The following is a 13,319-nucleotide window of genomic DNA, read 5'->3' as shown; positions in this document are numbered from 1 at the left end:
GTTTCCTCCCTCAGGCGTAGATATCGGTCCACAGCTCGTCGAGCGACGGCTCGGGGCTGTCTTTCGAGAATTCGGCGCTCTCGTTCACGATCGCCTTGATCTCCTTGTCGATGGCTTTCAGGTCCTCGTCCGAGGCCTGACCGCTCGACACCAGCATCTCGCGCACGCGCTCGATCGGGTCGCGCTCTTCGCGCATCTTCTGCACTTCCTCGCGGGTCCGGTACTTGGCCGGGTCCGACATCGAGTGGCCACGGTAGCGATAGGTCATCACTTCCAGGATATAGGGGCCTTCGCCCGCGCGGCAGGCGGCAATCGCCTTCTCCGCCGCGGCTTTGACCGCCATCACGTCCATGCCGTCGACGGCCTCGCCCTTGATCCCGTAGGCCGCACCGCGCTCCCACAGGTTCGGCGACTTGGTCGCGCGCTTGGTCGAGGTGCCCATGGCGTATTGGTTGTTCTCGATCACGTAGACGACCGGCAGGTTCCACAGCTCGGCCATGTTATAGCTCTCGTAGACCTGGCCTTGGTTCGCCGCGCCGTCCCCGAAATAGGTGAAGGTGACGTTGTCGTTGCCCTTGTACTTGTCCGAGAAGGCAAGACCGGTGCCCAGCGGCACCTGCGCGCCGACGATGCCGTGGCCGCCGTAGAAATGCTTCTCTTTCGAGAACATGTGCATCGAGCCGCCCTTGCCCTTCGAGTATCCGCCTTCGCGGCCCGTGAGCTCGGCCATCACGCCCTTGGGGTCCATGCCACAGGCCAGCATATGGCCGTGGTCGCGGTACGAGGTGATGCGCTTGTCGCCGTCCTTGGCCGCAGCCTCGAGGCCCACGACAACGGCTTCCTGCCCGATGTAGAGGTGGCAGAAACCACCGATCAGGCCCATGCCATAAAGCTGACCCGCCTTCTCTTCGAAGCGTCGAATCAAAAGCATGTCGCGGTAATATTTGAGCAGTTCCTCACCCGAGACGTTTGATTTCTCGGTGGTTTTTCTCGCAGCCATCGGTGCCTCCCCCTGGTCGCGTACGGGATAGTTTAGCATTAAACAATCTACTACACCAAGCCATGTCGAAAAGCGAGGGCGAATTCCGCAGGGCTGCTGCCAGCCCTGTGCAACGCACGCCGACGCCCCCCCGAAATGGCAGGGTTCGCGGATCAAACTAGCATGGATATCCTGTTAGCGTAGGACAATCTCGTCGGCGCGGACATAGCCCAGCACTTCGCGCGCCTGTTGGTCCAGAAGGTCGAGGTCCAGGTACTCGTCCGACAGCCGCCGCGTGCGGTTCTCGATCTCGGACAGATCGGCGGCCAGTCGGTCGCGTTCGACCTCCAGCTGGGCGGCGTCGGCCTCGATCTGGATGCGACGGAACAGCCCGTATTCCCCCTGCACGGCGGCAAAGGTCAGGTAGGCGCCGAAGGTGCCGGTGATCGCGTAGTAGATGACCGGCCCGAAGGCGGGGCGTTTTCTGCTCATGGGACCTGCTCGCAGCCTCTTTGGGGGCCGTCTGGGCAGACCCTGCCAGAAACCGGGGGCAAAGGGAATCCCCGTGGCCGCAACCGGGCGGCGAAACACCGACGCCGGGTCATGCTTGCCACACCCCGGGGCACGGGCGCAGGCTCCGGCCCAAAGGGGAGAGAGAGTATGACCGACGCCGCCGCGCCGCGCAGCCGCTTGGGCACGCATGAGGTTTTCAACCAGCCGCAGATGCGACACCGCGATCCCTGGGCGCAGGATGCCACGCTGCGCCGCTTGATGGGCGAGGACGCCGGGCTGGCGGCCTTGGGCGCCGCGCTGGGCTCGGATGAAGTCCGCGAGGCCGCGCGCGATGCCCAGACGGTGCTGCCGCAACTGCGGACCTTCGACCGTTCCGGCCGCCGCATCGACGAGGTGCATTTCCATCCCGGCTATCACCGCATGATGCAACTGGGGATGGAGGCCGGCTATGCCGCTACCGCTTGGGACGGGACCGGCAGTCACGCGCGCCACGCCGCGATCAACTTCATGATGGGGCAGGTCGAGCCCGGGGTCTGCTGCCCGATGACCATGACCTATGCCGCTATCCCGGCGCTGTCGGCGAACCCGGATCTGGCGGCGCTGTGGCAGCCCCGGCTGATGGCGCCCGCCTATGATCCGGCGCGGGTGTCGGTGGACCGCAAGGGCTCGGCCACTTTGGGCATGGCGATGACGGAGAAGCAGGGCGGCTCGGACGTGCGCGCCAATGCGACCACCGCCGTCAAGGATGGCGAGGGCTATCGGCTGCACGGCCACAAATGGTTCTGCTCGGCCCCGATGTGCGACGGGTTTCTGACCTTGGCGCAGCTCGACGGGGCGATCAGCTGTTTCCTCGTGCCGCGTTGGCTACCCGATGGCACCCGCAACCCCTTCACCATCCTGCGGCTGAAGGACAAGCTGGGGAACAAGGCCAACGCTTCGTCCGAGATTGAGTACGACGGCACCTATGCCCATCTGCTGGGCGAGCCCGGTCGCGGCGTGCCGACGATCATCGAGATGGTGCATCACACCCGCCTCGACACCGCCATTGCGCCCACCAGTTTCATGCGGGCCGCTTTGGGCGAGGCGGTGCAATGGGCGCGCGGGCGGCGGGTGTTCCAGAAGACGCTGATTGACCAGCCGCTGATGGCCGCGACGCTGGCCGACCTCGCGCTCGAGGCCGAGGGAGCCTTCCTGCTGGCGATGGACGTGGCGCGATCCTTCGACGATCCGGCGCGTAGACCCTATGCGCGGCTGTCGGTGGCCTTGGCGAAGTTCCTCAACAACAAGCTCGCGCCGAACATGGTCTATGAATGCATGGAGGCCTTGGGGGGCATGGGCTACGTCGAGGACACGCCCCTGCCGATGCTCTACCGCGAGGCGCCGCTGAACTCGATCTGGGAAGGGTCGGGCAATGTGATCTGCCTCGATATCCTGCGCTCTTGCGTGAAGGAGCCCGAGGCCGTGGCCCAGCTCAACGCCCGGCTGGACAGCGCGCGGGGGCTTGATCCGCGCTACGACACCGCGCTGGCGGCGCATCGCGAACGGTGGCCGGGGCTGCCTATGGAAGCCGAAGCCCGCTGGTTCGCGGAATCACTGGCGATGTTGCTCACGGGCGCGGTGATGCTGGCCGACAGCCCGCTGGCCGGCGAGTGGTTGGCCACCCGCTTCGGCGCCCGCGGCTGGGTGCGTGGGGCGGTCGGCGCGGTGGACGCGCAACGGGTGCTGGCCGAGGTCTGACACGCTTGCCACCCGTCAGCCCGGAAAAAGCCGAAGGCGCCGGGCAAGCGCCGGCCCGCCCCTACGGGCTGGCGCTTTGGTTGCCGCAAGCGCGGCTCGGCCGTCAGGCGGATTTGGCCCGATAAAGTGCCCCATCCAGCCGTCACAGCGCCATCCCACGGGCCGGCGCTTGCCCGGCTTCCCTTACCGCGCCGCGCAGATCGTCGCGCGCTGACCGATCCAGCAACCGCCGGCGCCCATGCGGAAATCCTCGCCGAGGAACCCTTGCGCATGGGTCGCGCCGGGCGAGCCGTTCCAATGGCCCGAGGCCGTGCCATCCCCCATCGGCGAGAGCTCGGCGAAATAGTCGGGCAGCGTGCCTTCGCGGTCGGTGTTGATCCAGAAACCGCCCGAGCCGTCATTCTCCATCCAGATCGGGCAATCGCCGCGCCGGTCGATATAGGTCACGCCCTCGACCACCAGTCGGCAGGTGCCGCGGATCACATAGGGCTCGCCCGCGACGCGGGGCGCTGCGGCCGCCGTCGCCGCATCGGGCTGCACTGGCGCGGAGGAATTGCCCGGCATCGCGCAATCCAGTGCGGCCCGCATCGCGCGGCTCGACCCGGCCAGCGAGAAGCTCGCCTCCTGCTGGCCCGCCATGCCGCCGTCATAGCGGAAGCTGATCGACGAGGCGTTCTGGAACACATCCATCCACCCGTCCGGCTCGGCGTTCGAGGCGCGGTAGCTGCGCCACGGGAAACCCTCGCTCCAATCCAGCACCATGTTGACCTGCTCGCTGCCGCGCTGGTTGCCGACCCACGCGATCGTCACCGGGATCGTCGTGTCGATTGCCGCACTGCCAAGGGCCGAGAAACCGAAGGCTGTGCTCACGCCATCGGCGCTGAACCACAGGCCATGCTCGCTCGCGGTGATGTGCGAGACGGTGCAGAACGCCGGCTGCTGGGCCGAGCCATAGCGGGTCAGGGTCCATTCCCCGACCTGACCAAGAACGGTTGGCTGGGGGGCCGCGCCGCTGGCGGGCTGGCCGGGGTCCTTGTCAGTTTGCGCAAGGGCCATGCCGGTCGACAGCGAGAGAACGAGAAGGGCGGGGAGGGTAACGGCGCGAATCATGGGCGATCCTGAACGGGTTAACTGTGAAATCCGTAGCACCGCGCCTGTCGTCCGGATATCGTAAATCGGTGAGGATCGTCCTGCGTGTGCAAGGGCGGAAGCAAGGCTCAGATGTCGCCCAGCCCGGCCTGCGGTAGCAATGTTGCGATCTTGTACAACAGGGTCCGGGCGGCACGCTGACGGGGATGGCTGTCATCTTCGGCCACGCTGCGCAGCGCCTCGCCCAGCACCGTGGCCTCGTCCGGTGTCAACGCGGTCGGCGGCAGGACCAGCGACCCGCGCAGGATATAGCCAAGCCCGCGCTCGCCCTCGACGGGGATGCCCGTCGCCGCCATCATCGCCATGTCGCGCCAGATTGTCCGGGTCGAAACCCCCATCCGGTCGGACAGCTCGCTCGCCGTGTGCAACTTGCCGTCGCGCAGGATCTGCACGAGGTCATAGAGCCTCTGGTCACGGTTCATGGCGCCTCACTTTCGACGGGAGCAACTGACAAAATACTGTCAGGAGAGCCGCCCCGCCACCCCCTTTGGCGCCGGAATCAGTCTAGGATCGCGGCGCGCAAAGGCCTATTTCAGGGGAGAAGTCAGCGCCCGGCCGGCCGATCCGCGCCGAATGGGCCCCGCAGAAAAGGACAGAGCCATGCTCAACAATATCGGTATTCCCGGCCTTCTCCTGATCGCCGTGGTCGTCCTCGTGCTCTTTGGCCGCGGTAAGGTCTCGAGCCTGATGGGCGAAGTCGGCAAAGGCATCACCGCGTTCAAGCGCGGCGTGAAGGACGGCAGCGAGGAGCTGGAGAACCAGCGCGAGACCCCGGCCGAGAACGCCCGCGACGTGACCCCGCAGACCGAGCCGCGCGACCGCGCGTGATTTCGCGCTTTCCTTCCTGACACCGCAAGGAGCGGCTCATGTTCGACATCGGCATGTCCGAAATGCTGGTCGTCGGCGTCGTGGCGTTGATCGTGGTCGGTCCCAAGGACCTGCCCAAGATGTTCCACACGCTGGGCCAGGTCACCGGCAAGGCCCGGGGCATGGCGCGCGAGTTCCAGCGCGCCATGGATGCGGCCGCCAAGGAAACCGGCGTCAACGACATCGTCAAGGATTTCAAGCGCACGGCCTCAGGGCAGGGCTTCAAGGAAGCCACGGGATTCGACGATATCGAGAAGGAATTCAAGGATATCGGCGTCAACCGACCGGATGTGCGGAAGCCCGGCAGCCCCGCTGCGGGCTCGAAGGCGAACCCGACGATGCCGCCCGCCTCCGCCGAGGTCAGCCCGGTCTCCATCGAGGATGTGGCCGAGGCCGAGGATGACGAAATCGCCGCGCAGGACCTCGCCCGTCGCAATGCCGAATTGTCGGCGACTGAGGCCGAGCGCCTGAAACGGGTCGAGAAATCGAACGCCGCGCGCCAGCAGGCCGCGGATATCCGTGCCCGCCGCGAGGCAGAGGCCTCCGCGCGTGCCGAAACGACCCCCGAGACTTCGTCTGACGCGGACGCCACCCCGCCGCGTCCCCAGCCGGAAGCCGAACGCTGACCATGGCCGCGAAACCCCAAGCCGATACCATCGACGACAGCTCGGCCCCGCTGATCGAGCATCTGGCCGAACTGCGCAGCCGCCTGATCTGGTCCGTGGTCGCCTTCGTGGTGGCCATGGTCTTCTGCTTCGCCTTCGGTGACCAGCTGCTCGATTTCCTGCTCCATCCGATCGAGGACACGATGCGCTCGCTGGGCAACCCGAACCCGGTGATGCAATACACCGCGCCGCAGGAGTATTTCTTCACGCTGGTGCAGATCTCGATGGTCGGCGGCTTCGTGCTGGCCTTCCCGGTGATCGGTTACCAGCTGTGGCGCTTCGTGGCGCCGGGCCTCTACAAATCCGAACAGAACGCCTTCCTGCCGTTCCTGATCTCCTCGCCCGTGCTGTTCCTGATGGGCGCCGCCTTCGCGCATTACGTCGTGGTGCCGATGGCGATGGGCTTCTTTCTGGGCTTTGCCGACGTCCCTTCGCTGATCGCCGCCTATTTTACCGAAGGCGGGGCAGGGTCCACGCCGGTCGAGATGGCGGCCTCGCAAGGGATCGACATTGTCTTCAACGGCAAGGTCAACGAGACGCTCGACATCACGCTGAAGATGATCATCGCCTTCGGCCTGTGCTTCCAGCTGCCCGTGCTGCTGACGCTGATGGGCAAGGCCGGGCTGATCTCGGCCGCGGCCCTGCGCGCGGGTCGCAAATGGGCGGTCGTGGGGATCCTGGTGCTCGCGGCCCTCGTGACGCCGCCGGATGTGGTGACGCAGGTGATCCTGTTCACGGTCGTCTATGCGCTCTACGAGATCTCGGTAATCCTCGTTGGTCGCGTGGAGAAGAAGCGCAACGCCGAGCTGATCGCCGAAGGCCTGTTGGACCCTGAAGACCTGGAAGAATGACTGATCTGATCCTGACCCGCATCGCCGAGGCGCTTGAGCGTCTCAGCCCTGCACCCGCGCCGGCCCCGGATTTCACCGGGGCCGATGCCTTTGTCTGGCACACCACGCCCGACCGGCTGGAACCCGTCCCGCAGGTCAGCCGCGTGCCGCTCTCGCTGCTGCATGGCATCGGACGTGCGCGCGACATCCTGCTGCAGAACACGCTGCAATTCGCGCGCGGCTATGCGGCGAACAACGCGCTGCTCTGGGGCTCGCGCGGGATGGGCAAGTCGTCGCTGGTGAAGGCCGTCCATGCCGAGGTTCTGGCCCAAGGCCACCCCTGCACGCTGGTCGAGATCCAGCGCGAGGATCTGCCCTCGGTCGGCCGGCTGCTGAACCATCTTCGCAGCGCGCCGGATCGCCGCTTCGTGCTGTTCTGCGATGACCTGTCGTTCTCGCATGACGACACGCATTACAAATCGCTGAAGGCGGTGCTGGATGGCGGGATCGAGGGCCGTCCGGCCAATGTGATCCTCTATGCCACCTCGAACCGCCGCCACCTGATGCCGCGCGACATGATCGAGAACGAGCGCTCGACCGCGATCACGCCGGGCGAGGCCGTCGAGGAGAAGGTCTCGCTGTCCGACCGCTTTGGCCTGTGGCTGGGCTTCCACCCTTGTTCGCAGGACGATTATCTGGCGATGATCGACGGCTATATCGCCGAGCACGGGCTGGTCGTGGACCCGGCGCAACTGCGGGCCGAGGCCATCGAATGGCAGGCGACGCGCGGTGGGCGCTCGGGCCGGGTGGCGTGGCAGTTCTTCTGCGACCTCGCGGGACGGATGGGGCACGCGGTCTGAGGGACGCGAGCGGTGGGGTGAAACCCCACCCTACGCCGGCTCACTTTGGGGGATCACTCGGGCAACCACCGACCCAGCCGGGCGCGGTTCACGCCCCGGTCGGAATAGCCGAACCTTGAGCGCGAGAAAGCGACGATGCGGGTACCTTCGCCCTCGGGGATCAGGCGGATCGACACATAATCCGGGTAGCCCATGATCGGTGTCCGCGCCACCCAGGTGCCGTCTTGCGCATCGCCGGCCAGCAGAACGGCGCCCTCCATGTCTGCGTGCCGGGCAATGCTTTGCGCGACGATCTGCGGCGGCTGTGCGACCACACGGTCGACACGGGCGAAATGCGGCTGGAAAGGATCGGCCACCGTCAGCGGGTCGACATGCCAGCGCGCGGGGTCTGACGGGGCCACGCGGACATAGACCGCGAAGCCGACCGCAATCAGCGCCAGTATCACCGCGAAAGCTCCGAAGATCCTCATACGAAACCGTCCCTGTCTTTCCGTCCTCCCGATTGCCGGGAGAAGTCCCAGCCTAGCATGGGCCGCACCGCGGCGCGCAAGGCATCATCGTGACCGTTTCGCGCGCGGGTTCCTGCCCGTGTTTCAGCCTGTCACGCGCTGTGATCGGGCCCCGCCTTGCATTGACTCTGCCGTGGGGTAAAACGGGCGAAAATCTTGAGCAGGTACCGCATGTCCGTCTCCCTCGTCATCCTTGCCGCCGGCCTTGGCAGCCGGATGAACTCTGACCTTCCGAAGGTCCTGCATCCGCTGGGTGGCGCACCGCTTCTGGCCCATGCCTTGCGCACCGGCGCGCAGCTGTCGCCGGAGCGCGTCGTCGTCGTGACCGGCCACGGTGCCGAGGCCGTCGCCAAAGCCGCCCGCGCTGAAGATCCCGAGGTTCACATCGCCCATCAGGCGGAGCAGCTGGGCACCGCCCATGCCGTCGCTCAGGCGCGCGAGGCCCTCGGCGGTTTCAAGGGTGATGCGGTGATCCTCTATGGTGACACGCCTTTTGTCCGCATCGAAACGCTAGAAGCGATGCGCGAAGCCCGCGAGCGTCACGCCGTCGTCGTACTTGGCTTCGAGGCCGCCGATCCGGGCCGCTACGGGCGCCTCGTGATGGACGGTGAGCAGCTGGAGCGGATCGTCGAATACAAGGACGCGACCGAGGCCGACCGCGCCATCACCCTGTGCAACTCGGGCGTTGTTTGCGCGGATGCGATGACACTTTTCGAACTTATCGATGGTGTCGGAAACGAGAATGCTGCCGGTGAATTCTACTTAACCGACATTGTGGCTATTGCCAGACAAAAGGGTCTCTCGGTCGGCGCCGTGCGCTGCGACGAGGCCGAGACGCTGGGCATCAACACCCGCGCCGAGCTGGCCGCCGCCGAGGCCGCCTTCCAGCAACGGATGCGGGCCGAGGCGTTCGAGAATGGCGTGAACCTGATCGCGCCGGAGACCATCCATTTCGCGCTGGACACGGTGATCGGTCGCGACGCCGTCGTGGGCCCCAATGTGGTCTTCGGCCCCGGCGTCACCGTCGAGACCGATGCCACGATCCGCGCGTTCTGCCATCTGGAGGGTTGCCATGTCAGCCGCGGCGCCACGGTCGGCCCCTTCGCCCGCCTGCGCCCCGATGCCTATCTGGCGGAACATGCCCATGTCGGCAATTTCGTCGAGATCAAGAACGCCAATATCGAAGAAGGCGCCAAGGTGAACCACCTGACCTATATTGGTGACGCGGATGTGGGCGAGGGCACGAATATCGGCGCGGGCACCATCACCTGCAATTACGACGGTGTCTTCAAGCACCGCACCGTGATCGGCAAGAACGCTTTCATCGGCTCGAACACCATGCTGGTCGCGCCGGTGAAGGTCGGCGACCGGGCGATGACGGGCTCGGGCTCGGTGATCACGCAGGACGTCCCGGCCGAGGCTTTGGCGATCGCGCGGGCGCGTCAGGACAACAAACCCGGTCTGGCCGTTCGGCTGATGGACCGATTGAAGGCGCTGAAAGCGTCGAAAAAGAAAGAGGGTTGAGAGCATGTGCGGGATCGTCGGGGTTCTGGGATCGCATGAGGTGTCGCCGCTGATCCTCGAGTCGCTCAAGCGGCTGGAATATCGCGGCTATGACAGCGCGGGCATCGCCACGGTGAACACGGGCAAGCTCGACCGCCGCCGCGCCGTCGGCAAGCTGGTGAACCTGTCGGACCTTCTGGTGCATGAACCCCTCGCCGGGAAGGCCGGCATCGGCCACACCCGTTGGGCCACCCATGGCGAACCTAACGTTAAGAACGCGCATCCGCATCGGTCGGGCCCGGTGACCGTCGTCCACAACGGCATCATCGAGAACTTCCGCAGCCTGCGTGAAGAGCTGGCGGCGGCGGGTCTGGGTCATGAGACGGATACCGATACCGAGACGGTCGCGCTGCTGACCCGGCACCACATGGATCAGGGCATGGACCCGCAGCAGGCCGTCGGCGCAACGCTGGCGCGGCTGGACGGGGCCTTCGCGCTCGCCTTCCTGTTCGAGGGCGAGGAAGACCTGATGATCGGCGCCCGCAAGGGCTCGCCCTTGGCCGTGGGCTGGGGCGAGGGCGAGATGTTCCTCGGCTCTGATGCGATTGCCTTGGCGCCGATGACCGACCGCGTGACTTACCTTGAGGAAGGCGATTGGGTCGTCGTGACCCGCGCCGGCGCGACCTTCTATGACCTGTCGGGCAACCGCGTGAACCGGGCCGTGACCACCATCCGTCTGGATCAGACGCGGGTCGACAAGGCGGGCCATAAGCACTTCATGGCCAAGGAAATTCACGAGCAGCCCTCGGTGCTTGGCGCCGGTCTGGCCTTCCACCTTGCGCCGGACGGGCAATCGCTGGCCTTCCCCGAGAGCGTCGATTTCAGCCAATGCGACCGCGTGACGATGGTTGCCTGCGGCACCGGCCATTACGCGACGCAGGTGGCGAAATACTGGTTCGAGCAGATCGCGGGCCTGCCCTGCGACATCGATATCGCCTCGGAATTCCGCTATCGCCAGCCGGTCCTCAGCGACAAGGGCATCGGCATCTTCGTCAGCCAATCTGGCGAGACCGCGGACACCTTGGCAGCCCTGCGCCATGTGGACGGCAAGCTGGAGCGGACGATCGGCGTGGTGAACGTGCCGACCTCGTCCATCGCGCGGGAAACCGATGTGGCGCTGCCGATCCTTGCCGGGCCCGAGATCTCGGTCGCCTCGACCAAGGGCTTCACCGCGCAGCTGCTGGTCCTGTGCCTGCTGGCCCTGAAGGCCGCCCATGACCGGGGCCGCCTCGACGATGCGGCGCTGGCCGAGAAGCTGGCCGAGCTGCGCATGCTGCCTGGCACGTTGGCCCAGGCCCTCGACCGCGAGGAAGAGATCAAGGCGCTCGCCCGCAAGATCGCCGAGGCGCAGGACGTGCTCTTCTTGGGGCGCGGGGTGATGTACCCCTTGGCGCTGGAAGCTGCGCTGAAACTCAAGGAAATCAGCTACATCCACGCCGAGGGCTATGCCTCGGGCGAGCTGAAGCACGGCCCCATCGCGCTGATCGACAAGACCCTGCCGGTGATCGTCATGGCCCCCCGCGACGCGCTTTACGAGAAGACCGTGTCCAACATGCAGGAGGTCATGGCGCGTCAGGGCCTCGTGGTGCTGATCTCGGACCGCGCGGGGCTCGATGAGGCCGGCAAGGTCTGGGCGCAGCTGGCGATGCCCACGGTTTCGGATCTGATCGCGCCCATCGTCTACGCGGTCCCGGCGCAGATGCTGGCCTATCACACTGCGCTGGCGCGCGGCACCGACGTGGACCAGCCGCGCAACCTCGCGAAATCCGTGACGGTGGAATAATGGCCAAGCAGTTCCCGCATTTCGAGGACGACCATCTGCGCCTGATCGCGGCGCAGCACATGTTCTTCGTGGGGACTGCCGCGCCCACGGGCCGGGTCAATATCTCGCCCAAGGGCATGGACAGCCTGCGCGTGACGGGGCCGAACCGGGTGGTCTGGCTCAACGTCACGGGCTCGGGCAACGAGACCGCCGGGCATCTACAACTCGACCCGCGCATGACGCTGATGTGGTGCAGTTTCGACCGCCGCCCGGTGATCCTGCGTGCCTATGGCGAGGCCCGCGCCGTGCATCAGCGCGATGCCGAGTGGACGGACCTCTACGCCCTGTTCGATCCGATCCCGGGCGCGCGGCAGATCTATGTGATGGAGGTCGACCTCGTGCAGACCTCCTGCGGCTATGCCGTGCCGTTCTTTGAGTTCAGCGGCGATCGTGACACCTTGCGGCAATGGGCGGATCAGCGCGACGAGGCGGCGATGGCCGCCTATTGGGACGAGAAGAACACGCGCACGCTGGATGGCTTCCCGACCGGCATCAACGCCGAGGAGTGATCCAGGCGGGGCAGGGGGCCGTACCTTGGGGAAAGCCCCTCGGAGGTCCCCATGCACGTCTCCCGCCGCCTGATCCTGCTCGCTGCCCCCCGCGCTCGCCCTGTCGGCCTGCGCCCGCACCCCCACCGCGCCCGAGACCGCCGGGTCCCTGACCCTCGCCGATGTCTTCGTGGGCGAGATCCGGGGGCGGGGCGTGTTCCGCGTCGATCTGACCGGCGATGAGCGTCGCTTCGATGCACAGCTCCACGGACGCCTCGAAGGTGATCGGCTGACCGTGGCCGAGGACTTCACCTATGACGACGGACAGACCGGTCGGCTGACCTGGGTTTTCGACCGCGCCGGGCCGGGCCGCTGGACCGGACGGCGCGAGGATACCGTGGGCGAGGCCGTGGTGATCGAGGAGGGCGAATCGATCAGGATGGATTACACCGCCGATTTCGAATCGCTCGAGGGAGTGACGCGCCTGGCTTTCTCCGACGTGATCTACCGCGCGCCCGATGGAAAGGTTATCAACGAGGCGATTGTGCGCCGCTGGGGTCTCCCTGTCGGGCGCGTCCGCTTCGAGATGACCCGAGAATGACCGAACCCAGCACCGACACCGCCACCGAAAACGCGCTTGCGCAGCTTGCCGCCCTTGCCGATCCGGCCCGCGCCGAAGAAATGCGGGCCTATCACAAGATCGACCGCCCCTATCTGGGCCTTGCGAACCCGCAGGTCGATGACCTCGTCGCCGCATGGCGGGCCGAGGCCTCGGTCGAGGAACGCGTGGCTTTGGCCTCGGGGCTTTGGGCCAGCGACATCCACGAGGCGATGGTCGCGGCGGCGAAGCTGTTGACGCAGGCGCGGCTGCGGCCGGACGAGGCGGCTTGGGCGCTGATCGCAAGCTGGGCCGAGGGCTTCAACGGCTGGGCGGTCTCGGATCACGCCAGTTCGGCGGGCGGGCGGCGGCTGGTGGCCGATCCGTCGCGGCTGGACCGGCTGGAGCGCTGGATTGCGCATGAGAACATGTGGACCCGGCGCGCGAGTTTGGTGATGACCTTGCCCTGGGCGCGGATGGCGAACCCGAAAGAGGCCGATCTGGCCGTGCGAGAGCGGGTTCTGGGCTGGTGCGAAGGCTTCGTCGCGGATCGCGACTGGTTCATGCAGAAAGCCGTCGCCTGGTGGGTGCGCGATCTTTCCAAGCACGACCCTGAGCGCAGCCGGGCGTGGATCGACGCGCATGGGGCCGGGTTGAAGTCCTTCGCCCGCAAGGAAGCGGCGCGGCATCTGGGATAAGGCGGCCAAGGCACGCTCCCGCCCACCCACCCCGCGCGCCT

14 protein-coding genes and 1 pseudogene are annotated in these 13,319 nt (G+C 66.5%); 10 read left to right on the top strand and 5 right to left on the bottom strand.

The window, feature by feature from the left end; translation table 11 throughout:
• Positions 1 to 10 precede the first annotated feature (10 nt).
• The gene (gene pdhA / locus BCY78_RS16855; protein WP_068304249.1) at positions 11 to 1,000 is read right to left on the bottom strand and encodes a pyruvate dehydrogenase (acetyl-transferring) E1 component subunit alpha; all 990 of its coding nucleotides are present in this window, start codon (positions 998 to 1,000) and stop codon (positions 11 to 13) included.
• Positions 1,001 to 1,174: 174 nt separating this feature from the next.
• Positions 1,175 to 1,471: a septum formation initiator family protein gene (locus BCY78_RS16850; RefSeq protein ID WP_068304247.1), complete on the bottom strand. Its 297-nt coding sequence runs from the start codon at positions 1,469 to 1,471 to the stop codon at positions 1,175 to 1,177.
• Positions 1,472 to 1,639: 168 nt separating this feature from the next.
• On the opposite strand from BCY78_RS16850, the gene BCY78_RS16845 reads away from it, so the two are divergent.
• Positions 1,640 to 3,229, top strand: a complete 1,590-nt coding sequence (locus BCY78_RS16845; protein ID WP_068304245.1) for an acyl-CoA dehydrogenase family protein — start codon at positions 1,640 to 1,642, stop codon at positions 3,227 to 3,229.
• Positions 3,230 to 3,412: 183 nt separating this feature from the next.
• Here the strand turns inward: BCY78_RS16845 and BCY78_RS16840 are convergent, their stop codons facing one another.
• The gene (locus tag BCY78_RS16840) at positions 3,413 to 4,339 is read right to left on the bottom strand and encodes a hypothetical protein (protein ID WP_068304244.1); all 927 of its coding nucleotides are present in this window, start codon (positions 4,337 to 4,339) and stop codon (positions 3,413 to 3,415) included.
• A gap of 107 nt (positions 4,340 to 4,446) precedes the next feature.
• On the bottom strand, positions 4,447 to 4,800 hold the full coding sequence (locus tag BCY78_RS16835; protein WP_068304243.1) for a YafY family protein: 354 nt from the start codon (positions 4,798 to 4,800) through the stop codon (positions 4,447 to 4,449).
• 178 nt (positions 4,801 to 4,978) lie between these two features.
• Here BCY78_RS16835 and BCY78_RS16830 point away from each other — a divergent pair, with 178 nt between their 5' ends.
• The 4 genes and pseudogenes from BCY78_RS16830 to BCY78_RS16815 all read left to right on the top strand — a co-directional run bounded on the left by BCY78_RS16830 (position 4,979) and on the right by BCY78_RS16815 (position 7,600).
• Positions 4,979 to 5,206, top strand: coding sequence for a twin-arginine translocase TatA/TatE family subunit (locus tag BCY78_RS16830; RefSeq protein WP_068304241.1), 228 nt, complete (start codon positions 4,979 to 4,981; stop codon positions 5,204 to 5,206).
• Between the two features lie 38 nt (positions 5,207 to 5,244).
• Positions 5,245 to 5,449 (top strand): annotated as a pseudogene (gene tatB, locus BCY78_RS26320) (Sec-independent protein translocase protein TatB); the annotation flags it as partial.
• A 424-nt stretch (positions 5,450 to 5,873) separates the two neighbouring features.
• Entirely contained in the window at positions 5,874 to 6,761 is an 888-nt protein-coding gene (gene tatC / locus BCY78_RS16820) for a twin-arginine translocase subunit TatC (protein WP_068304240.1), read from the top strand.
• On the top strand, positions 6,758 to 7,600 hold the full coding sequence (locus tag BCY78_RS16815) for an ATP-binding protein (protein ID WP_068304238.1): 843 nt from the start codon (positions 6,758 to 6,760) through the stop codon (positions 7,598 to 7,600). Before tatC ends, BCY78_RS16815 begins: the two co-directional genes overlap by 4 nt.
• A 53-nt stretch (positions 7,601 to 7,653) precedes the next feature.
• Here BCY78_RS16815 and BCY78_RS16810 read toward each other — a convergent pair whose 3' ends face one another.
• A complete protein-coding gene (locus BCY78_RS16810; protein ID WP_068304237.1) occupies positions 7,654 to 8,070 on the bottom strand; it encodes a DUF1499 domain-containing protein in 417 nt (138 codons plus the stop codon).
• 210 nt (positions 8,071 to 8,280) lie between these two features.
• On the opposite strand from BCY78_RS16810, the gene glmU reads away from it, so the two are divergent.
• The 5 genes from glmU (at position 8,281) to BCY78_RS16785 (ending at position 13,278) form a co-directional block, all read left to right on the top strand.
• Positions 8,281 to 9,633, top strand: a complete 1,353-nt coding sequence (glmU, locus tag BCY78_RS16805) for a bifunctional UDP-N-acetylglucosamine diphosphorylase/glucosamine-1-phosphate N-acetyltransferase GlmU (RefSeq protein WP_068304233.1) — start codon at positions 8,281 to 8,283, stop codon at positions 9,631 to 9,633.
• A gap of 4 nt (positions 9,634 to 9,637) precedes the next feature.
• Positions 9,638 to 11,455 carry a glutamine--fructose-6-phosphate transaminase (isomerizing) gene (gene glmS, locus BCY78_RS16800; protein WP_068304231.1) on the top strand — a complete coding sequence of 606 codons (1,818 nt, stop codon included), beginning with the start codon at positions 9,638 to 9,640 and terminating at the stop codon, positions 11,453 to 11,455.
• Positions 11,455 to 12,003, top strand: a complete 549-nt coding sequence (locus tag BCY78_RS16795) for a pyridoxamine 5'-phosphate oxidase family protein (protein ID WP_068304229.1) — start codon at positions 11,455 to 11,457, stop codon at positions 12,001 to 12,003. The genes glmS and BCY78_RS16795 overlap by 1 nt, the downstream gene beginning before the upstream one ends.
• Positions 12,004 to 12,085: 82 nt before the next feature.
• The gene (locus BCY78_RS16790; RefSeq protein ID WP_083195101.1) at positions 12,086 to 12,583 is read left to right on the top strand and encodes a DUF3833 family protein; all 498 of its coding nucleotides are present in this window, start codon (positions 12,086 to 12,088) and stop codon (positions 12,581 to 12,583) included.
• Positions 12,580 to 13,278, top strand: coding sequence for a DNA alkylation repair protein (locus BCY78_RS16785; RefSeq protein ID WP_068304226.1), 699 nt, complete (start codon positions 12,580 to 12,582; stop codon positions 13,276 to 13,278). Before BCY78_RS16790 ends, BCY78_RS16785 begins: the two co-directional genes overlap by 4 nt.
• Positions 13,279 to 13,319: the final 41 nt, after the last annotated feature.

Source organism: Pararhodobacter sp. CCB-MM2 (genome assembly GCF_001691415.1).
Classification (GTDB): Bacteria; Pseudomonadota; Alphaproteobacteria; order Rhodobacterales; family Rhodobacteraceae; genus Pararhodobacter.
Note: the sequence above shows the minus strand (reverse complement) of the source record. Positions and strands in the feature narration are given on the sequence as shown.